Source organism: Kitasatospora sp. NPDC048298 (assembly GCF_043201465.1).
Taxonomy (GTDB): domain Bacteria; phylum Actinomycetota; class Actinomycetes; order Streptomycetales; family Streptomycetaceae; genus Kitasatospora.
In genome coordinates this window covers 1-20,508 of sequence record NZ_JBICYZ010000004.1, presented here as the reverse complement: position 1 = coordinate 20,508, position 20,508 = coordinate 1, and the positions used below count along the sequence as shown (strand labels likewise).

18 protein-coding genes and 1 rRNA gene are annotated in these 20,508 nt (G+C 71.0%); 15 read left to right on the top strand and 4 right to left on the bottom strand.

The window, feature by feature from the left end; translation table 11 throughout:
• Positions 1 to 129: 129 nt before the first annotated feature.
• Positions 130 to 807 carry a FadR/GntR family transcriptional regulator gene (locus tag ACGF0D_RS04405; protein ID WP_392913949.1) on the bottom strand — a complete coding sequence of 226 codons (678 nt, stop codon included), beginning with the start codon at positions 805 to 807 and terminating at the stop codon, positions 130 to 132.
• A gap of 124 nt (positions 808 to 931) precedes the next feature.
• Between ACGF0D_RS04405 and ACGF0D_RS04400 the strand changes: the two genes are divergently transcribed.
• From ACGF0D_RS04400 to ACGF0D_RS04390, 3 genes are all read left to right on the top strand, one after another.
• Complete coding sequence (locus ACGF0D_RS04400) at positions 932 to 2,218, top strand: CynX/NimT family MFS transporter (protein ID WP_392913948.1); 1,287 nt, start codon at positions 932 to 934, stop codon at positions 2,216 to 2,218.
• Between the two features lie 220 nt (positions 2,219 to 2,438).
• A complete protein-coding gene (locus tag ACGF0D_RS04395) occupies positions 2,439 to 2,561 on the top strand; it encodes an SGM_5486 family transporter-associated protein (RefSeq protein WP_392878252.1) in 123 nt (40 codons plus the stop codon).
• 123 nt (positions 2,562 to 2,684) lie between these two features.
• Positions 2,685 to 3,212 (top strand): SixA phosphatase family protein, encoded by a 528-nt coding sequence (locus tag ACGF0D_RS04390; protein WP_392878250.1) that lies wholly within the window; start codon positions 2,685 to 2,687, stop codon positions 3,210 to 3,212.
• 126 nt (positions 3,213 to 3,338) lie between these two features.
• Here ACGF0D_RS04390 and serB read toward each other — a convergent pair whose 3' ends face one another.
• Positions 3,339 to 4,595, bottom strand: coding sequence for a phosphoserine phosphatase SerB (gene serB / locus ACGF0D_RS04385; RefSeq protein ID WP_392878248.1), 1,257 nt, complete (start codon positions 4,593 to 4,595; stop codon positions 3,339 to 3,341).
• A 223-nt stretch (positions 4,596 to 4,818) separates the two neighbouring features.
• Here serB and ACGF0D_RS04380 point away from each other — a divergent pair, with 223 nt between their 5' ends.
• The 3 genes from ACGF0D_RS04380 (at position 4,819) to ACGF0D_RS04370 (ending at position 9,508) form a co-directional block, all read left to right on the top strand.
• A complete protein-coding gene (locus tag ACGF0D_RS04380; protein ID WP_392913947.1) occupies positions 4,819 to 7,440 on the top strand; it encodes an FHA domain-containing protein in 2,622 nt (873 codons plus the stop codon).
• 321 nt (positions 7,441 to 7,761) lie between these two features.
• Positions 7,762 to 8,859, top strand: coding sequence for a GAF domain-containing sensor histidine kinase (locus tag ACGF0D_RS04375; protein WP_392878827.1), 1,098 nt, complete (start codon positions 7,762 to 7,764; stop codon positions 8,857 to 8,859).
• The gene (locus ACGF0D_RS04370; protein WP_392913946.1) at positions 8,852 to 9,508 is read left to right on the top strand and encodes a response regulator; all 657 of its coding nucleotides are present in this window, start codon (positions 8,852 to 8,854) and stop codon (positions 9,506 to 9,508) included. Before ACGF0D_RS04375 ends, ACGF0D_RS04370 begins: the two co-directional genes overlap by 8 nt.
• A gap of 1,027 nt (positions 9,509 to 10,535) precedes the next feature.
• Here the strand turns inward: ACGF0D_RS04370 and ACGF0D_RS04365 are convergent.
• Entirely contained in the window at positions 10,536 to 11,339 is an 804-nt protein-coding gene (locus ACGF0D_RS04365; RefSeq protein ID WP_392913945.1) for a hypothetical protein, read from the bottom strand.
• A gap of 150 nt (positions 11,340 to 11,489) precedes the next feature.
• Here ACGF0D_RS04365 and ACGF0D_RS04360 point away from each other — a divergent pair, with 150 nt between their 5' ends.
• The 7 genes from ACGF0D_RS04360 (at position 11,490) to ACGF0D_RS04330 (ending at position 17,576) form a co-directional block, all read left to right on the top strand.
• Positions 11,490 to 12,281, top strand: coding sequence for an ABC transporter ATP-binding protein (locus ACGF0D_RS04360; RefSeq protein ID WP_392913944.1), 792 nt, complete (start codon positions 11,490 to 11,492; stop codon positions 12,279 to 12,281).
• A 120-nt stretch (positions 12,282 to 12,401) separates the two neighbouring features.
• Entirely contained in the window at positions 12,402 to 12,824 is a 423-nt protein-coding gene (locus tag ACGF0D_RS04355; RefSeq protein WP_392878240.1) for an NfeD family protein, read from the top strand.
• A 10-nt stretch (positions 12,825 to 12,834) separates the two neighbouring features.
• Positions 12,835 to 13,884, top strand: coding sequence for an SPFH domain-containing protein (locus ACGF0D_RS04350; RefSeq protein ID WP_392878238.1), 1,050 nt, complete (start codon positions 12,835 to 12,837; stop codon positions 13,882 to 13,884).
• 184 nt (positions 13,885 to 14,068) lie between these two features.
• Entirely contained in the window at positions 14,069 to 14,827 is a 759-nt protein-coding gene (locus ACGF0D_RS04345) for a sulfite exporter TauE/SafE family protein (RefSeq protein WP_392913943.1), read from the top strand.
• Positions 14,828 to 14,865: 38 nt separating this feature from the next.
• Positions 14,866 to 15,045, top strand: coding sequence for a DUF1272 domain-containing protein (locus tag ACGF0D_RS04340; RefSeq protein ID WP_392878234.1), 180 nt, complete (start codon positions 14,866 to 14,868; stop codon positions 15,043 to 15,045).
• Positions 15,046 to 15,132: 87 nt separating this feature from the next.
• On the top strand, positions 15,133 to 15,438 hold the full coding sequence (locus tag ACGF0D_RS04335) for a 4a-hydroxytetrahydrobiopterin dehydratase (RefSeq protein WP_392913942.1): 306 nt from the start codon (positions 15,133 to 15,135) through the stop codon (positions 15,436 to 15,438).
• 125 nt (positions 15,439 to 15,563) lie between these two features.
• Positions 15,564 to 17,576 carry a PQQ-binding-like beta-propeller repeat protein gene (locus ACGF0D_RS04330; RefSeq protein WP_392913941.1) on the top strand — a complete coding sequence of 671 codons (2,013 nt, stop codon included), beginning with the start codon at positions 15,564 to 15,566 and terminating at the stop codon, positions 17,574 to 17,576.
• A gap of 163 nt (positions 17,577 to 17,739) precedes the next feature.
• Here the strand turns inward: ACGF0D_RS04330 and ACGF0D_RS04325 are convergent, their stop codons facing one another.
• Positions 17,740 to 18,270: an HNH endonuclease gene (locus tag ACGF0D_RS04325; RefSeq protein WP_392913940.1), complete on the bottom strand. Its 531-nt coding sequence runs from the start codon at positions 18,268 to 18,270 to the stop codon at positions 17,740 to 17,742.
• A 293-nt stretch (positions 18,271 to 18,563) separates the two neighbouring features.
• Here ACGF0D_RS04325 and tyrS point away from each other — a divergent pair, with 293 nt between their 5' ends.
• The gene (gene tyrS / locus ACGF0D_RS04320) at positions 18,564 to 19,832 is read left to right on the top strand and encodes a tyrosine--tRNA ligase (RefSeq protein WP_392914086.1); all 1,269 of its coding nucleotides are present in this window, start codon (positions 18,564 to 18,566) and stop codon (positions 19,830 to 19,832) included.
• Positions 19,833 to 20,420: 588 nt separating this feature from the next.
• Positions 20,421 to 20,508: ribosomal RNA gene (locus ACGF0D_RS04315) — 16S ribosomal RNA — on the top strand; the annotation flags it as partial.

Genomic DNA, 20,508 nt, shown 5'->3' with positions numbered 1-20,508 from the left:
ATCTCTCGTTCTTGCTCTCGTTCGGTGGGCCCCGCGGGGTGGTTCTGGCTGAGGGCTGAGCTGAGGGCTGAGGGGTGGGGCAGCCAGGGGCGGGGGCTGGGGTGACGTCGAAGGCCGGCGTGCGGGCGGTCAGGCCTCGATGGTGGCGCAGGGGCCGGGGGCGGCGCGGCCGGCCTCGATGGACGCGCGCTGGGCGTCGCCGTCCCTGATGGCCTCCAGGATGGCCTGGTGGCCGATGTAGCGCTCGGGGATCAGCTCGGGGCCGATGTCGTGCCGCAGGAGTTCGCGGGTGGCCTCGCCGAGGTCGGCGTAGACGGCGAGCAGGACGTCGTTGTGGGCGGCCTCCACCACAGCCTGGTGGAACGCGGCGTCGGCCTGGACAAAGTCCTCGGCGTCGCCGGAGAGCCAGGCGGCCTCCCGGCGGGCCATCGCGCCGTCCAGCAGCTCCAGGTCGCGCGCGGTGCGGCGGCGGGCGGCGAGGGCCGCGGCCGAGGTCTCCAGGGCCGCCCGCAGCTCCGCGACCTGGTCCTGGTCGGCGTCGGCGAAGCGGCGGTGCATCACGCCGGCCAGCTCGCTGGTGGCGAGGACGTACGTTCCGGAGCCCTGTCTGATGTCGAGCAGCCCGTTGTGGGCGAGGGCGCGGACGGCCTCGCGGACGGTGTTGCGGGCGACACCGAGTTGTTCGACCAGGGCGGCCTCGGTGGGGATGCGGGAGCCGACCGGCCACTCCCCGGAAGTGATCTGGGCACGCAGCTGTGCGATCACCTGGTCGGACAGCGGGGTGCGCCTCGGCGAGGACAGCGCCACGGGGGACTCCTTGCGACTACGGCTCGGTGGGGCCTGGGTGGGAGATGGCCGGCGGATGAACGGTCGGCACATCATGCCAATAACGAGGTGCATCAATTCATCCCATCATTCTATGATGCTCTCCATGCCCGCAGCAGACACCACCACTTCCGCCCGGACCGAGAGCCGGACGCCGGCCGCCGAGCGGTCCGCCACCTCCGGCTCCGCCAAGTACCTGGGCTGGCTGTTCGCCGTCGCGATCGCCGCCGCCGCCTTCAACCTGCGCCCCGTGGTCACCAGCCTCGGGCCGCTGCTCGACCAGGTCCGCGACGACCTCGGGATGAACCCGACGCTCGCCGGACTGCTCACCGCCGTCCCGTCGCTGTGCTTCGCGCTGTTCGGGTTCGCCGCACCGGTCGCGGCCCGCCGGATCGGCCCGATCGCGGTGGTCACTGCCGGGATGGGCGCGATCACGGCGGGCGTGCTGGCCCGCTCCTTCGCCGGCGGCACGGCGGTGTTCCTGCTGCTCACCGCGCTCGCCATGGCCGGTGTGGCGGTCTCCAACGTGCTGCTGCCAGTGGTCATCAAGCGGTACTTCCCGGAGAAGGTCGGTCCGATGATCGGCCTGTACTCGATGGCGCTGTCCGCCGGCACCGCGCTGGCCGCGTTGGTCAGTGTGCCGCTGACCAACGCGCTCGGCGGTGACTGGCGCCATGGACTGGGCGTCTGGGCCGCGCTGGGCGCGCTCGCCCTGGTGCTCTGGCTGCCGGTGCTGATCGCCAAGCGCGAGCGCGGTGAGCGCGCCGACGGCGCCGCCCTCGCCCGGCTGCCCATCACCCGCAGCCGTACGGCCTGGGCGCTGGCCTGCTTCTTCGGCCTCCAGGCCACCGGCGCGTACGTGGTGATGGGCTGGCTGCCGAAGATCTTCCAGGACGCCGGCGTCGACAAGGGCACGTCCGGGGTGCTGCTCGCGGTCACCATGGTGATCGGCGTGCCGGTCTCCTTCGTGCTGCCCAACCTGGCCGCCCGCCGCGGCGACCAGCGGCCGTTCGTGGTCGTGCTGGCCTCCTGCGGCATCGTCGGGTACGCCGGGCTGGCGTTCGCCCCGGCCGGCGGGGCGTGGGTCTGGGCCGTGCTGGTGGGCCTGTCCAACTGCGCCTTCCCGCTGGTGCTGACGATGATCGGACTGCGAGCCAGGACGGCAGGTGGGGTGGCGCAGCTGTCCGCCTTCGCCCAGGGCGTCGGCTACCTGATCTCCGTTCCCGGCCTGATCCTGATCGGCCGGATCTACGACATCACCGGCCAGTGGTACTGGCCGCTGGGATTCCTGGCGCTGCTGCTGGTGCCGCAGATGCTGTTCGGCCTGCGCGCGGCGCGGGCCCGGCACATCGAGGACGAGGCGGTGCACCCGGTGGAGCAGGCCAAGGCGTGACGCCCCCGGGTAGGGCGTGCGATGCCTCGGAGGAGCGCGTGATGCCGCAGCAGGGCGCGTGCGGCAGTGGAGGGGCGTGTGACGCCGCGGAGGGGCGCGTGAGGCCGCGAGGCGGTCGGACGGGGCGGTGAAGGCCGGGCCCGGCGGGGAAGGTCAAGCCCCGGCCAAGGGGGAGGGGCCAGCGGGGGGCGGGCGTGTTCGGGATGGGAGACTTTCGGACATGCCCGTTCTCGATCCCAACCCCACCGACGGCCGCAAGCAGCTCGGCCGCATCGCCCTCGCCTTCGGCGCCATCGTGGTGCTGGTGGCGATCATCGCCACCGTTGCGGCCACGATGGGCTGACGGACGCCCGTACGCCATCCGACGCCCCGGTGAACGGGGCATGATGACACTCGTCGTCCCTCGGAGTGGCGGCATCCGGGAGCATCGCGCCGCCGGGCCGCTTTTCTGCCAAGCTTGCTGGGTATGAGCGCCGACACGCCCCGCAGGATCATCGTTCTCCGCCATGCCAAGGCCGACTGGCCGAACGGCGTGGACGACCACGACCGGCCGCTGGCCGACCGGGGCCGTCACCAGGCCCCGGACGCCGGCCGCTGGCTGGTGGACTCCGGCATCAGCCCCGACTACGTGCTCTGCTCCACCGCACTGCGCGCCCGCGAGACCTGGAAGCTGGCCGTACACGAGCTGCCGCAGCGGCCCCTCAAGACCGTCTACGAGGAGCGGGTCTACGAGGCCAGTCCCGGCGAGATCATCGCGGTGCTCCAGGAGACCCCGGAGGAGTACTCGGACGTGGTGCTGGTCGGCCACAACCCGGGAGTGCTGGGCCTGACCCAGGTGCTGGCCGGGGACGCGGGCGACCGGGACGCGCTGGAGCGGCTGCGGCTCGGGGGCTTCCCGACGGCGGCGATCGCGGTGCTCAGCTTCAGCGGCTCCTGGAAGGGCGTCGAGCCGGGCGTGGCCGAGCTGGTCTCGTACCACACACCGCAGGACTGACCCCGGAACGTACGTGAGGGGCGCGCGGATTGATCCACGCGCCCCTCGTGTGTCCGCGGCTGCGGGACGCAGAACGCAGGCGCTCCTCGGCGGGCCTCACTCCATCGGCCGTCGCCGGGTCCGCGCCTACTCGGGCGGGGTGCCGTGCAGCGCGTCGGCCGCCTCGACCTCCTCGCGGGTGATGCCCAGCAGGTACAGCACGGTGTCCAGGAACGGCACGTTCACCGCGGTGTCGGCGGCCTCGCGCACCACCGGCTTGGCGTTGAACGCCACCCCGAGGCCGGCCGCGTTCAGCATGTCCAGGTCGTTGGCGCCGTCGCCGATCGCCACCGTCTGCTCCAGCGGCACCTTCGCCTGCTCGGCGAAGCGGGCCAGCCAGCGGGCCTTGCCCGCCCGGTCCACGATCTCGCCGACCACCCGGCCGGTGAACCTGCCGTCCACCACCTCCAGGGTGTTCGCGGCCGCGAAGTCCAGTCCCAGCTGCTCCACCAGGTGGTCGGTGACCTGGGTGAAGCCACCGGACACCACCGCGACCTGGTAGCCGAGGCGCTGCAGCGTACGGATCAGAGTGCGCGCGCCCGGCGTGAAGCGGACCTCGGCACGGACCTTCTCGGTCACCGAGGCGTCCAGCCCCGCCAGCAGTGCCACGCGGGCCCGCAGCGACTCGGCGAAGTCCAGCTCGCCGCGCATCGCCGCCGCCGTCACCTCGGCGACCTCCTCCTCGCAGCCCGCGTGGGCGGCGAACAGTTCGATCACCTCGTCCTGGATGAGCGTCGAGTCGACGTCCATGACCACCAGGCGCTTGGCCCGGCGCTCCAGCCCGGCGGCGACCACCGCGACGTCCACCCGCTGGGTGGCGGCCTCCTGGGCCAGGGCGGCCCGCAGCTCGTCGGTGGCCACGCCGGAGACGGCCAGCTCGACCGCCGTCACCGGGTACTTGGCGAGCCGGAAGACACGGTCGATGTTGCCGCCCGAGGCGGTGATCCGGGAGGTGAGCGCGGAGACGGCGGCGGCGGTCAGCGGGTTGCCGAGCACCGTGACGTGCGAACGGCCCTCACGGCGCGGCCGGTTGTCACCGATGCCGGAGAGGATCTCGGCCTGGAGCTTCTGCTCGTCGGCCCAGCGGTGGACGGTGGCCCGCAGTCCACCCTCGGCACCGGGTGTGGGAGGCGGGGTGACCAGGGCGCACAGCGTGATGCGGCCACGGGTGACGACCTGCTCGATGTCGATGACGTCGACGCCGAAGCCGGCCAGCGTCGCGAAGAGGCCGGCGGTGATGCCGGGGCGGTCCTTGCCGAACACCTTGACGAGCAGGGTGCGCTCGTCCGCGGTCCGGTGCTGGGCGGCGGGGAGGGGCTCAGCGGCCAGGGGCGATGCGTTCATGGTGCCTCCCACGCTACCGGGCGGCCGAGGGCCCGGGAGCACCCGTCCCACCTCGCGGGACGCCGCGGGTCAGGGCTCGGTAGCAGCCTGGTCACAGTCGCCAGGGCTGACTTTCACCGGTGGTCGGCAGGCTGGAATGATTCCCCCCGTCAGTCACAGGAACATCGCAGCCCCGGCCGGGGGCCACAATTCGGGGGAACCGAGAGAGCGGGGCAGGCGAGCAGTGCCGCAACTCGTCATCGAGATCAACGGACAGCAGCGGACTCTGGAGCCCGGGCGGTCCTACACCATCGGGCGCAACCCGCAGTCGGACTTCACGTTCGACGATGCCAGGGTCTCCTGGCAGCACGGGACCATCAGCTTCAACGGCAGCGGTTGGCAGCTGGACGACCACGGCAGCACCAACGGAACGTACGTGGCCGGCGCCCGCACCATGCAGGCCCAGCTGTTCCCCGGTGCCGTGGTCAACCTGGGCAACCCGGAGAACGGCCCCCGGCTCGGCTTCTCCGCACCCGCGCACGCCGTGGCTCCGCAGGCCCCGGCGCCGCAGGCCGCCCCGGTGCACGAGGCCGCCACCAGCCGCGGCCCGGTGCCCACGCCCCAGCAGCCCGCCCCGCAGCAGGGCTGGCCGCAGCACGACCCGTACCAGCAGCCGCAGCCGCAGCAGCAGGCCTGGCAGGGGCAGCCGCAGGCCCAGCCGGCGTTCCCGCAGCAGCAGTACGCGCCGCCGCAGGCCCAGCCGGCCCCGCAGCAGTCCCAGCCCCAGCACGGTGGCTTCCCCCAGCAGGGCTTTCCGGCCCCGCCGCAGCACGACGGCGGGCCGCAGCCGACCATCATCCGCAACCTGACGTCGGCGATGCGTACCGTCCGGATCGGCCGTGCGCTCGACAACGACGTCGTGGTGTCCGACCTCCAGGTCTCCCGCCACCACGCCGAGCTGCGCCAGCTCCCGGACGGCCGCTACGAGATCGTCGACCTCGGCAGCCACAACGGCATCTTCCTCAACGGCCAGCGGGTGCAGCGTCAGCTGATGGGCCCGCAGGACCGGCTGACCGTCGGCCACTCCAGCTTCGTCCTGGTCGGCGACCAGCTGCAGGAGTTCGTCGACACCGGTGCGGTCTCCTTCTCCGCCCGTCACCTGACCGTCGAGGTCGAGCACAAGGGCACCAAGAAGATCCTGCTCAACGACGTCAGCTTCGGCGTCCCGGAGAAGTCGCTGGTCGCCGTCATCGGCCCGTCCGGATCCGGCAAGTCCACGCTGCTGCGCGCCCTCACCGGCTACCGCCCGGCCGACCGCGGCGAGGTCCTGTACGACGGCCGCAACCTCTACAAGCAGTTCGCCGAGCTGCGCTCGCGCATCGGCCTGGTGCCGCAGTCCGAGATCCTGCACCGCGAGCTCACCGTCCGCAAGGGCCTCAAGTACGCGGCCCGGCTGCGCTTCCCCGGCGACACCGAGGCCCGCGAGCGCGACGCCCGGATCGACGAGGTGCTGTACGAACTGCGCCTGGACAAGCGTGCCGACAACAAGATCACCGCGCTCTCCGGCGGCCAGCAGAAGCGCGTCTCGGTCGCCCTGGAGCTGCTCACCAAGCCCTCGCTGATCTTCCTGGACGAGCCCACCTCGGGCCTCGACCCGGGCATGGACCGCGAGGTCATGCAGATGCTGCGCGGCCTCGCCGACGACGGCCGCACCATCCTGGTCGTCACCCACTCGGTGGCCGAGCTGGCGCTGTGCGACCGGCTGCTGGTGATGGCGCCGGGCGGTTCGGTGGCCTACTTCGGCCCGCCGGACGAGGCGCTGCACTTCTTCGGGTACGAGACCTGGGCGGACGTCTTCCAGGCCTTCGAGAACTACCCGGACCACGACTGGGCCGGCCGCTACCGCGGCTCGGTGCACTACCAGCAGTACTCCGCGCCCACCGTGGAGGCGGGTGAGGTGCAGCACGTCCAGGTCGCCCAGGAGGCCGTCAGGCCACCGAAGCCGCAGAGCTGGGGCTCGCAGCTGTGGACGTTGATGCGCCGCTACATGTCGGTGCTCGCCTCGGACCGCGGCTTCCTCGCGCTGTCCGTGCTGCTGCCCGCCGTCATCGGCGCGGTCAGCGTGCTGATCCCGAACGAACCGGGGCTCGCGCCCAATCCCAAGACGCAGCTCCACCTCAACAGCGGCGCCGCGACGATCATGCTGATCCTGGCGATCGGAGCCTGTTTCTCCGGAGCGGCCAACTCCGTCCGCGAGTTGATCAAGGAGCGGGCGATCTACGAGCGAGAACGAGCCACCGGGCTCTCCCGCTCGGCGTACATGATGTCCAAGATCATCGTGCTGGGGTTCTTCAGCGTGATCCAGGGCGCCATCATCTCCGCCGTCGGCTTCCTGCCGCGCAAGCTCCCCGAGCACGGCCTGATCGTCAAGAACCTGCCGATCATCGAAATGACCATCGGCATGATCCTGCTGAGCTTCGCCGCGATGATGTTCGGCCTGATGATCTCCGCGCTGGTGAAGACCGCCGAGAAGACCATGCCGCTGCTGGTCATGTTCGCCATCGTGCAGGTCGTCTTCACCGGCTGCCTCTTCCAGATCTTCAGCAAGCCAGGACTGGAGCAGGTCGCCTGGCTGATGCCGGCCCGCTGGGGCACCGGCGTCGTGTCCACCACGCTCGACCTCTCCGTGCTCATGGGCCCGTGGAACAAGGACTTCCAGAACCCCAACTACGACCCGCTCTGGAAGCACAGCGTCGCCCAGTGGGCGATCGACGCGGGCGTGCTGATCGCCATCTCGATCGTCATCGGCGTCATCGTGACCCGGCTCCAGCGCCGGCACGAGCCTGAGGTCATGCAGAAGGGCTGACCCTTCTCGACGACAGGCCGAGGGGCGGCTCTCCCAGTGGGGAGGGCCGCCCCTTTCGTGTTCCGGGCGTGTTCGGTTCCGTGTTCCGGAAGGTCCCTCGGGGCTCCGAGTGGTCTCCCCAGGACTCCGGGCGGGCCCTGTGGCCTAGGTCCCCGGACCTGGGCCCGGGGCGGCCGCGGACGGACGCGGCGCTCGTCGCGACGGCGGTAGTTTGGCGATATGCCCAGCATCACCGGAGACCACCGGGCCCACCGCGGCCCGCTGCTTGCCTGCGAACCGTGCCTGTCCGGGATCGAGACCGTCAGCCAGGCACTGCTCGCCATGAGCCGGCACCTGGAGGTCCGCGAGGTGCTGCGCCGCATCACCGCTTCTGCCCGCGGGCTGCTCGGCGCCGAGTACGCGGCCCTGGGTGTGCCCGACGACCACGGGGGCTTCGCCCAGTTCGTGGTCGACGGTGTCACCGACGAGCAGTGGCGGGCGATCGGCCCGCTGCCCCGGCAGCACGGGGTGCTCGCCGCGATGCTGCACGAGGCCGGTCCCACGCGGCTCGTGGACGTCCGCAAGGCACCCGCCTTCGAAGGTTGGCCAGCGGCCCACCCCGACATGGACGCCTTCCTGGGCATGCCGATCCTGGACACCGACGCGGCCGAGGACGAGCCGCAGGTGATGGGCGTCATCTTCCTCGCCAACAAGCGCGGCGGCGGCCTCTTCACCGACCACGACGAGGAGCTGCTGCGGATCCTCGCCGCGCACGCCGCCCTGGCCCTGTCCAACGCCCGGCTGTACGAGCGCAGCCGCGAGCTCACGCTGGCCGGCGAGCGGGCCCGGATCGCCCACGACCTGCACGACGCCGTCTCGCAGAAGCTCTTCTCACTGCGGCTCACGGCCAAGGCGGCCGCCAAGCTCGTCGACCGCGACCCGGCCCGGGCGCGTGCCGAGCTCGCCGAGGTCGCCCGGCTGGCTGCCGAGGCGGCCGACGAACTGCGCGCCGTCGTCGTGGAGCTGCGCCCCGCCGCGCTGGAGGAGGACGGGCTCAGCGCGACTCTCGCCTCGCAGGTGCAGGTGCTCGACCGGGCGCACACCGCCGATGTCACCTTCACCGCCGACGGTGTCCGGGCGCTGCCGCCGGCCCAGGAGGCCGCGCTGCTGAGAGTCGCCCAGGAGGCGCTGCACAACGCGCTACGTCACTCGGGAGCCCGGACCGTCACCGTCACCTTGACCGGGACGCCGGCGCGCGGTGCGGTGCTGCGGGTGCACGACGACGGGCGCGGCTTCGATCCAGAGTCAGTCCGTCGAGCCGGCCGCCACCTCGGCCTGGCCTCGATGCGCGACCGAGCGTCCGCCGTCGGCGGCACGCTAACCCTGGAGTCGGCCCCCGGCCGGGGGACGCTCGTCGAGATGGAGGTCCCCGGTGCCTGAGAGCACACCGTCGATCCGTGTCCTGTTGGTCGACGACCACCAGGTGGTTCGGCGCGGGCTGCGTACGTTCCTGGAGGTCCAGGACGACATCGAGGTGGTCGGGGAGGCCGCCGATGGGGCGGAGGGCATCGAGCGGGCCCGTGAACTCGATCCTGACGTGGTCCTGATGGACCTCAAGATGCCCGGCGTCGACGGCATCGAGGCGCTGCGCACGCTCAAGGGGGAAGGCAGCCGGGCCCGGATCCTTATCGTCACCAGCTTCACCGAGCACCGCACGATGGTTCCCGCGCTGCGGGCCGGCGCGGCCGGGTACGTCTACAAGGACGTGGATCCGGAGGCACTGGCCGGGGCGATCCGATCTGTGCACGCCGGTCACGTCCTGCTCCAGCCCGAACTGGCCGAGGCCCTGCTTTCCGACGACGGCCCTCGTGCTCCGCAGGGGCGCGGAGGCACGCTCACGGAGCGCGAGCGCGAGGTACTGGGTCACATCGCCGACGGCCGCTCCAACCGGGAGATCGCCCGCAGCCTGCACCTCTCGGAGAAGACGGTGAAGACCCATGTGTCCAACATCCTCATGAAGTTGGACCTGGCCGACCGTACTCAGGCGGCACTCTGGGCCGTTCGCCATGGCGAGACCCGCGAGGGGTAGTGCGCCGGGGGCGCGGGGAGTTAATGCGGGTGCTGTGTCGATCGGCAGGGTTTCGGCCAGAACTGGTGTCAAACGGTGGTCCGGCATATGCCTTTCGGCAGGGATGGTCCGAATTTTGGTGACGTGTGGTCATTCGGCTGTGCCAGCCTGAATGCCGACACCGATTCCGATGGAGGGCCGGATGAACGCGATGCGCAGTGATTGCGGGACTGCCCTGCTGGCCCATGAGTTCGAGTTGACGTGCCGCCTGTCTGGCGCGTCCATCCCGTCCAGCTCTGGGCCTCCCCTGACTTCCGAGCGCGGAAGCCAGGGGCGGGGGCCGGACGAACCCCTCTTGTCGGGGTGTCAGGACATGGAGCCGGATATCGGCGCAGCGGAAGCCACCGAGCGCCGGGCGCGGTCGACCCGGGCGGCAATCCGCGACCGGCAGGCGTACGGGCCGGAGCTGCTGAGGCGCCGGCTCCGGATGCGGCGCTGGCAGTTCGACCTGGCACGGGAACGCGAACTGATCCCCGAACCGGACCTCGACAACGGCACCTGGTCGGCCCTCGTCAAGGTGCAGCTCGAGGCTCGTGCCGAGGAGATCGTCCTCGCGTTGGGCGCCGTGCCGCCGGTGGGAGCGGCCAAGGCGGCCACGGTGCTGAGGCACACCACCGGTCTGCTGGTGATCGCCGAGGACGTCAGACGCCTTGCCGCCGCAGGGGAGCTGCGACCCTGTGGCGGATACCGGGGTTGGCCGACTTACAGCCGGGAGACCTTGGCCGCAGTCCCGTATGCCGCGGTGGAGCAGGCCGTCATGGAGCGCATGCGCAAGGCTGCGGACACGGCGAGAGCCGCGGTCGAGGTGCTGGAGCGGCGGCTTGCGGCGAGCTTCTCGGAGGAGGAGGCGGCCGAGATCCTGGGGTGGTCCCGGCGAAGGCTGGCGGCCGCTACGACACAGGGAGACCTGGTTATCGGGCCCGACGGCAGATACGAGCGCGCCGAGGTGATCGCGCTCGCCGCCGCCGGCTCCGGGCCCCACCGCCTCTCAGCGGTCGTCTCGCTCGTCGACGAGGGCGTTGTAGGCGGCCACCTGGGCGCGCCGGGCGGTGCGCCGCAGCGGGGCCAGCACGGATTGGCGGGCCGCCATCTCCGAGGCGCTGACGGCAGCGCCGTGGCCGCCGGAGGCGATGGCGAGCAGGGCGGACACCTGGCGGGCCGACTCCAGGACGCGGACGGCCCGGGACGGGTAGCCAGGGGCGAGCAGCTCGCTGTGGCCACGCCGGCGGTACGCATCGAGGGCGCGCAGGGCCTCAGGCCCGGCCCCGGCCACGTCGAGGCGAGCGAGCATGACGGTAGCCTCCCGCAGCCCGTCTGCGAGCTCACGCTCGGCTTCGTGGAGCGACGGCACGTCCGCCGGAGGTGCGTCATTGACCTCGGAACAGCGCCACAGCACGGTGGCCGAGCGGTCGCCGGCCGGACCGTACACCTCCACCTCCGGCACCAGCCCGAGCGGTGCGCCCACAGCCAGGACGGCCTCACCCGCACTCATGGCCTGCTCGTTGAAGGCCCTCGGGCCAGTCAGCCCGAGCGGATGCCCGGCTGAGGGCAGCGCGAGACGAAGGCCCTTCACACCGAGCACTCGCAGTCGGCCCAGCGCCCAGGTCAGGCCGTGCTGCTCGCCAGGTTCGTCGCCGGGAAGCCCGGTGACCCGATGGATCTCGTCTGCGCCCAGGACTGCCGTGGCGGCGTCGTCCGGAGGGACCAGACCAGCCAGCAGGGCGTTGCCCCATGCGGTGAGCCGCCCCGAACGGGGCTCTTCGTACGGATTGTCGGCAGGTGTCGCGAGCATCCGGCCAGCCTACGGAATCGGCGGTCATCCGCGTGGCGTAGGTTTGCCCATGCGTGTGCGGCGCACCCACCCCGTGCCCACCGGCTGCCGGAGTAGGCTCGCCGCCCGCACCGACGGCCGAGAATCTTGTTTTTTGGGGAAGGCGTAGGCATGAGCGACGTGCTGGAGCTGGTGGACGTATCCGTGGTCCGGGAGGGGCGCGCGCTGGTCGACCAGGTCTCGTGGTCCATCTCCGAGGGCGAGCGCTGGGTCATCCTGGGCCCGAACGGCGCCGGCAAGACCACGCTGTTGCAGATCGCGTCCTCGTACCTGTTCCCGACCTCGGGCAAGGTCACGGTGCTGGGCGAGAAGCTCGGCGAGATCGACGTCTTCGAGCTGCGCTCCCGGATCGGCCTGGCCGGCGCCGCCATGTTCGACAAGCTGCCCGCCGAGCAGACCGTGCTCCAGACCGTCCTCACCGCCGCGTACGGCATGACGGTCACCTGGCAGGAGACCTACGAGCAGTCGGACGAGACCCGCGCCCTTGCCCTGCTCGACCGCCTTGGCATGGCTAACCTCACAGACCGCAAGTTCGGCACCCTCTCCGAGGGAGAGCGCAAGCGCACCCTGATCGCCCGCGCCCTGATGACCGACCCCGAGCTGTTGCTGCTCGACGAGCCCGCCGCCGGCCTGGACCTCGGTGGCCGCGAGGACCTGGTCCGCCGGCTGGGCGCGCTCGCCCAGGACGAGTTCGCCCCGGCGATGGCGATGGTCACCCACCACGTCGAGGAGATCGCGCCGGGCTTCACCCATGTCCTGATGATCCGCCAGGGGAAGGTGCTCACGGCCGGGCCGATCGACACCGAGCTGACCGCCCGCAACCTCTCCAAGTGCTTCGGCCTGCCGCTCACCCTGGAGCGGCACGGAGACCGCTGGTCGGCCCAGGGTCTGCCGCTGGGCTGAGGCCCCGTCCGTTCGTTCATCCGGAAGGCCGTCGGAACCGGTCGCACGTGCGACCGGTTTCCGCCCCTCGACCTGCGGGAACTGTCCGCTTCGAAGGCCTTCGCTCCCTAGGATGGACGTGTGGACAGCTGGATCTGGTGGCTCCTGGCCGCCGCAGGGCTCGGCATACCGCTGGTGCTTACCGCGATGCCGGAGTTCGCCATGTTCGCGGTCGGGGCGCTGGCCGCCGCCGGCGTGGCCGCGTTGGGCGGGGGAGTGGTCCTGGAGACCGTGACCTTCGTCGTCGTCTCGGTCGCTCTGGTGGTCTTCGTCCGCCCGATCGCCTACCGGCAGCTTCGAAAGGGCCCGCAGGTCAAGATGGGCATCGAGGCGCTCCAGGGCGCCACCGCGGTCGTCGCGGAAACCGTCGACGGGGAGGGCGGGCGGATCAAGCTGAGAGGCGAGATCTGGTCGGCCCGTGCGCTCCACCCGGGCCAGGTGTACCAGCCGGGGCAGCAGGTCGACGTCGTCGAAATCCAGGGCGCGACCGCCCTGGTCGTCTAGGGGAGAGTCCGTGGAACCCGTCCTTATCGTTTTGGTCGTCCTGGTCGTGGTGGCCTTCATCGCGCTGATCAAGACGATCCAGGTCATCCCGCAGGCCAGCGCCGCGATCGTGGAGCGCTTCGGCCGCTACACCCGGACGCTCAACGCTGGGCTGAACATCGTCGTCCCGTTCATCGACCGCGTCCGCAACCGCATCGACCTGCGCGAGCAGGTCGTGCCGTTCCCGCCGCAGCCGGTGATCACCCAGGACAACCTGGTCGTCAACATCGACACCGTCATCTACTACCAGGTGACCGACCCCCGCGCCGCGACGTACGAGGTCGCCAGCTACATCCAGGCCATCGAGCAGCTGACCGTCACCACGCTGCGCAACATCATCGGCTCGATGGACCTGGAGTCCACCCTCACCTCGCGCGAGGTCATCAACGCCGGCCTGCGCGGCGTCCTGGACGAGGCCACCGGCAAGTGGGGCATCCGGGTCAACCGTGTCGAGCTGAAGGCGATCGAGCCGCCGACCTCCATCCAGGACTCGATGGAGAAGCAGATGCGCGCCGACCGGGACAAGCGCGCCGCGATCCTCACCGCCGAAGGCCAGCGCCAGGCCCAGATCCTCAAGGCCGAGGGTGAGAAGCAGGCCGAGGTCCTCAAGGCCGAGGGTGAGGCGCAGGCCGCGGTCCTGCGCGCGGACGGTGAGGCGGCCGCGATCCGGACGGTCTTCGAAGCCATCCACGACGGCGACGCCGACCAGAAGCTGCTCGCCTACCAGTACCTCCAGACCCTGCCCGAGCTGGCCAAGGGCGACTCCAACAAGCTCTGGATCATCCCCAGCGAGGTCGGCGACGCGCTCAAGGGCCTCGGCGGCGCCTTCACTGGCCTGACCGGCAACGGCGGAATGAACGGCGGCGCGGTCGCGGCACCCAGCATCCCGCAGACCGCCCCGGCGGCCACCCAGGTGCCGCTGGACCCGGCGGCCGGCCCGCGGCCCGTGGACACCGAGAAGGGCGCCGCCCGTCCCCGGGTGGACCCGGCTCGGGAGTACCCGAAGATCGACCCGGAGTGATCGGTCGAACCCCATGTACTGGCGAGGGCCCGCTGCCGAGAGGTGGCGGGCCCTCGGCCTTTCGCGAGGCCGGCGCGTACGTCCGGGGTGTGTGGCGTGCGTCCCGAATCGTGGGCGGGTCTGGTCGGCGCGCGAGGCCGTCCGGCATGATCCCCTCGGACAGGACCGAGAGGAGAGGTGACCCATGACGCTCTGGGAGTCGATCGCTGTCCTGGCGGCCGGCGTCGGCGCTGGGATGATCAACGTCATCGTCGGTTCCGGCACGCTGATCACCTTCCCGGTCCTGCTCGCCGTCGGCATCCCGCCCGTCACCGCCAACGTCTCCAACTCATTCGGCCTGGTCCCCGGCTCGCTCAGCGGCGTGATCGGGTACCGCCGTGAACTGGTGGGCCAGGGCCGCCGGGTGCTGCGCATGGGCACTGCCTCACTGCTCGGCGGGCTGCTCGGGGCGCTGCTGCTGATCAAGTTGCCGAGCGGGGCCTTCGACACGATCGTCCCGGTGCTGATCCTGCTCGCGCTCGTTCTGGTGGTGATCCAGCCGCGGGTGGCCAAGGCCGTCGCGGCCCGCCGCCGACTTGGTGGCGATCCGGACGGCAGCCCGGTGCTGCTGATCGGGGTGTTCCTGACCGGCATCTACGGCGGCTACTTCGGCGCCGCGCAGGGCGTGCTGCTGATGGCACTGATGGGGATGCTGCTCCAGGAGGACCTCCAGCGGATCAACGCGGTGAAGAACGCCCTGGCGATGATCGTGAACGCGGTCGCCGCGCTCTTCTTCCTCTTCACCTCGACCGTGAACTGGGCCGCCGCCGGTCTGATTGCGGCGGGCTCGCTGGTCGGTGGCCTGCTCGGTGCCAAGGTGGGCCGCCGCCTCCCCCCGACCGCGCTGCGCGGTGTCATCGTGGTGGTCGGTCTCGTGGCCGTCGCCAAGCTTCTGTTGAGTTGAACGACTGTCACATCGTGTGCAAAACGGAGGAGTACGCCGTGGCCCTGGAGATGCGTGAGAGCTGCGAGCGCTGCGCGGTGTCGCTGACCGCGGACGGCCTTGCCTCGATATGTTCCTACGAGTGCACCTTCTGCCCGGACTGCACCGAGGCCATGGCCGACAGCTGCCCCAACTGTGGTGGCGAGCTGGTGGCCCGTCCGCGGCGGAAGGCTGCCTGACACCGGAACCCCGGACATTCCGGTAGCCCGGAGTCCCGGCACTCCGGAATCCCGGCACCGGACCGACGACCCACCAGGAGCGCGGCGATGAGCAACAGGGCACGGCTGAACGAGGACGAGATCATGGCGGCCCTGGTGGCGCTGCCCCAGTGGACGCGGGAGGGCGACAGCATCTTCCGCACCGCCGACGCCCCGGACTTCCCGGCGGCGATCCGGGTGGTCGTCGCCGTCGCCGAGCAGGCCGAGGCGCTCGACCACCACCCCGACATCGACGTCCGCTGGCGCACGCTGCGCTTCGTCCTGTCCACCCACAGTGCCGGCGGCCTCACCGGGCTGGACTTCTCCCTCGCCGCCCGGATCGACGAGGCCCTGCGCGCCGAGTCGGCGGCCTGACGCGGAACGACCGCGAAGCCCGGGACTGTACGGCCGAGGGCCGAGGGCCCGGGCGGTGCCTCCGGGCGGGCGTGAGATGCTGACTGCCGCATCGGCAGGCGGACGGCTCGGAGGGACGGGAACGGATGGCGCAGGAGCCCTTCGGAGACGCCCACCCCCGGCAGCCGTGGCCGCCCCAGGGCCACCAGGACTGGCAGAACGACGCGTACGGCGGGTACTCCGAGCAGCAACAGGCACCTCAGCAGCCGTCGCAGTGGCAGCCGCAGCCAGGCTACGGCTCAGCCGAGTACGGGCAGCAGCAACAGCATCCGCAGCAGCAGTTCGGCCAGGGTGGCTACGGGCACGCCGGCTATGACCAGAGCGGGTACCACCAGAGTGGGTACGACCAGTCCGGCTTCGGTCCGACCGGCTATGTCGAGGGCCGCTATGTCGAGGGCGGCTACGTCCAGGGCCGGTACGACGGCCAGGAGCAGTACCAGCCGCATCCGCAGTACCCGGACCACACACAGCACCAGTCCTACGCGCCGTACGCCACGCCGCAGCAGCCCGCCGCCGCAGAGGGGCTGTACGTCCCGGCGGGGGCGGAGTACTCGCCGGACGGCTACGTGCACATCGAAGAGGTCGAGCCGGAACCCGAGCCCGGCCCCGAGCAGCCTGCGGGGACCTCTCGGGAACAGGCCCCCGAGCGCCAGGCCGAGACCGCCGCACCGTCGAGGGCCGCTGCCCGTCGAGGCGCCGGGGGCGGAGCCGGTTCCGGTTCCGGCGCGGGCTCCGGCTCCTCGCTCTCCGCCAAGGCCCGGAAGGCCGCCGGCGCGGTGCTGACCGGGGAGCATGTGCCCAGCCGCAAGGCCCTGCTGGTGCGGACCGGCGCCGGTGTGGCCGCGCTGGGGGTGCTGGTGGCCGCCGGGTTGACGGTTGGCGCCGAGGGCGGTGGCAGCGCGGCGGCGAGCAGCGGCGGTGAGCCGGGTTTCGCGGTGGCGCACGCCCGGGCGTGGGCCGCGCAGCCCGCCGCGGCCGGTTCGTCCGGGGGCGACGACACGCTGATCGGCAGCTGGCTGCTGGCCGACCTGGTGGTCCGGGCCGACGGCTCCGGGGTGCACGCGTACGACCGGGCGGGTGGCAAGCCGACCTGGTCGGTGGAGCCGCCGGCCGCCGGGGCCGTTCCGTGCGGGCTGTCGGCGGGGGTGAACCAGGCGGGTCTGGGCGCGGTGCTGTTCCGTCCGCAGGCCGATCCGAAGAGCCCCTGCACGCTGGTGACCGCGGTGGACACCAAGACCGGCAAGACCACCTGGACAAAGACTCTCTCGGACGCCAAGGGCGCGTACTCGGCCCGGGTCGGCGTCACCGAGGACAAGGTGGTTGCCGTCGGTGACGACCGGGCGTTGGCCTGGGAGTCCGCCGACGGGAAGGACGTCTGGCAGTACACCGGCCAGGGCAAGTTCTGCACCCTCTCCGGCGGCGTCAGCGGCAAGACCGTGCTCGTCGCCTCCTCCTGCGCCGATTCGACCCCCGCCGACCAGACCGTCGCGCTGAACACCGCGGACGGCAAGGTCGCCTGGTGGCGGGGCCTGAACAACCAGCCGAAGACGGTGACCGTGCTGTCCGCCGAGCCGTCCGTGGTCCTCACCACCGGCGAGAAGCCCGAGGCGGACCGGCTGTTCGCCTGGGGTGCGGGCGGCGACCCGGCCACCGAGATCCCGGTGGCCGTCGACGGCGGTCGGCTGGACGTCGCCCACGGTACGTTTTCGGCCACTCCCGGCGTGTACTTCGAGGGCCGCACGATGGTCACCACCCTGGCCCCTCCGAACGGCGGCGGACAGGTGGCCGCCGTCGGCTACGACCTGGACACCGGCAAGCAGCGCTGGAAGGTGCCCACCGCCGCCAAGGGCGCTGCCCGGGCCGTGGGCATCGACGGCGGATCGCTGGTGCTCGCCGCCGATGAACGACGGGACCAGCCCGCCCGCCTCAGCAGGTTCCCGTTGGCGGGCGGCCAGGAGGCGATCGGCGGCAACTTCCCGGCTGGCACCGGTTCGCTCCTGATCTCCGGACGGGTGCTGATCGGCGGCGGGCAGGTGGTCGTGGTGCCCGAGCACTCGACCAACTACGGCACGGCGGCGGGGTACCAGGCGAAGGACTGAGGCCCTCAGCCCGTTCCCCCACCGTCCATGCCATCCCACGGTCACCCGCCGCCGTCCGGACGCCGGGAGCGTCCTCAGACCGGGAGCGTCGAGAGTTCCGAGAGCGTCGACAGCGCTGAGGGAGCCGAGAGTGCCGAGAACGCTCCCGTGCCCGGAAACCGCCTCACGCCGCCGAGACGGGCCGGCCCGGTACGACAGGCAGCCAGTCGGCGAGGTCCCGGACCTCCGAGCTGCGCAGACCGAGCGCGAGCATGAGACTCGCCTGCGGCGTCGGCACGAACGGGCGGCGCAGCAGCTTCATCCCGGCCTGCTCCGGCGTGCGGTCCGCCTTGAGCTGGTTGTCCTCCGCGCACGCGGCGACGGTGTTCATCCAGCTGTCGGCACCACCGCGCGACTTCGGCTGGAGGTGGTCCACCGTGGTGGCCCGCTGGCCGCAGTACGCGCACAGGTGCTGGTCTCGGGCCAGGACGCCCCGCCTCGACCACGGAGCCTGTTGTCGGAACGGCACCCGTACGTACCGTTGCAGTCTGATCACCCGTGGCACGGGGACGGCCACGCCCGTCCCCCGGATCGAGCGCAGCGGATGCGCCTGCTCCACCACCGCCTTGTCCTGGAGCACCAGGACGACGGCGCGCTGGAGCGACACCGTTGTCAGGGGCTCGTAGCTCGCGTTCAGAACCAGCGTGTTGCGCACTCGGCACACCCTTCCCGCGGGCGTGCCACGGCGGCACGACCGTCTCCACACACGTCACTGCCGCCGCACGGCGGTGGAACCACTCTGAATGGGCCCGTGGCCGTCGAACAACGGAATTTCCGGTATCGGGGAGGGGACCGGGAGAGGGGACCCTCCGACCCGGTGGGGTGCCTCGGGGAAAACTCGCTGGCCGGAACCGCGTAGGCTCTATCAGGCTGGAGTCGTACCGACCCGGGGCCCGACCGAATCGGGCCGGCACCGGGCGGACGCCCGATCGAAGGAGAAGCGTGACCGTGACGGACATCGTCGACGAGCTGCAGTGGCGTGGGCTGATCGCCCTTTCCACTGACGAGGACGCACTGCGCAAGGCGTTCGCGGACGGCCCGGTCACGTTCTATTGCGGCTTCGACCCGACGGCCCCCAGCCTGCACCTCGGCAACCTGGTGCAGATCCTCACCATGAGCCGCATCCAGCAGGCGGGGAACCTCCCGCTCGGTCTGGTCGGCGGCGCCACGGGCCTGATCGGCGACCCGAAGCCCACCGCCGAGCGCGTGCTCAACGACCCCGAGACGGTGGCCGGCTGGGTCGAGCGCCTGCGCGGCCAGATCTCGCGCTTCCTCGACTTCGAGGGCCCGTACGCGGCGCGCATGGTCAACAACCTGGACTGGACGTCCGGGATGTCGGCGATCAGCCTGCTGCGTGACGTGGGCAAGTACTTCCGGGTCAACAACATGATCGCGAAGGAGGCCGTCGCCCGACGACTCAACTCCGACGCGGGCATCAGCTACACCGAGTTCAGCTACCAGATCCTCCAGGGCATGGACTACCTGGAGCTGAACCGCCGCTACGGCTGCGCCCTTCAGACGGGCGGCAGCGACCAGTGGGGCAACCTGACCGCCGGCACGGACCTGATCCGCAAGGCCGACGGCAAGTCCGTCCACGCGCTGGCCACGCCGCTGATCGTCAAGGCCGACGGCACCAAGTTCGGCAAGACCGAGTCCGGCACCGTCTGGCTCGACCCCGAGCTGACCACCCCGTACGCCTTCTACCAGTTCTGGCTGAACGCGGACGACCGGGATATCCCCAACTTCCTGCGGATCTTCAGCTTCCGCTCGAAGGAGGAGATCGAGGAGCTGGAGCGCGAGACCACCGAGCGCCCCGCCGCCCGCCTCGCCCAGCGCGCCCTCGCCGAGGAGCTCACCACGTTGGTGCACGGCGCGGAGCAGTACGAGCGCGCGGTCGCCGCGTCCAAGGCGCTGTTCGGCCAGGGCGACCTGGCGGACCTGGAGGCCCCGACCCTGGCGGCCGCCCTGGCCGAGGTCCCGAAGGCCGAGGTGTCCGAGCTTCAGACGGTGGTCGACCTGCTGGTCGCCGTCGGCCTGTCGCCGAGCCGCTCGGCCGCCCGCCGGACAATCAAGGAGGGCGGCGCCTACCTCAACAACGTCAAGGTGACGGACGAGGAGGCCGTGCCGACCGAGGCCGACCTGCTGCACGGCCGCTGGCTCGTGCTGCGGCGCGGCAAGCGGAACCTGGCGGCGGCGGAGCTGGTCGCCGCCGGCTGAGGCCTGGCCATGGCTGAAACACACCTGCTCTGAGCTGCGGCTTCGAGCTTCGAGGGCCGGATCTGGACAGATCCGGCCCTCGGCGTTTGACGATGTCGTCCAGGTGGCCTAGTGTTGAACGAGTCGCTGGAGCGGCCATCCCACTCAGCAAGACCCACTCTCACTCTGATCCCCATGAAAATGGGTTTGTTGGCGTTCCCGCCAACCGGAGCGAGTGTGAATTTCGAGTGACACTCGAAATGCGTTAGTGTGGTGGACGTTGCGAAAGCGATCCCGGCCAGTTACGGGAAATCAGATGAATGAAACTCCGGAAAACGGAGCGGAAAACATCTGATAAGCTGGAAACACGAAAGAACGAAGCCCGGAGGGCCTGCTGGAAGGCAGTCCGAAGGAAGCGTCCGTTCCTTGAGAACTCAACAGCGTGCCAAAAGTCAACGCCAGATATGTTGACATCCCCGGCCTCAGGTTTCCTGGGGTTGGAGATTCCTTTTGAAATAAACACTAGCGAGGACGCAGTGCGCGGGGCCGCCCTATTCCGGTGGTTGCCGTGCCGCTCAACGCGGGTGTGGACCCGATTACGGGTAAACATTCACGGAGAGTTTGATCCTGGCTCAGGACGAACGCTGGCGGCGTGCTTAACACATGCAAGTCGAACGGTGAAGCCCTTCGGGGTGGA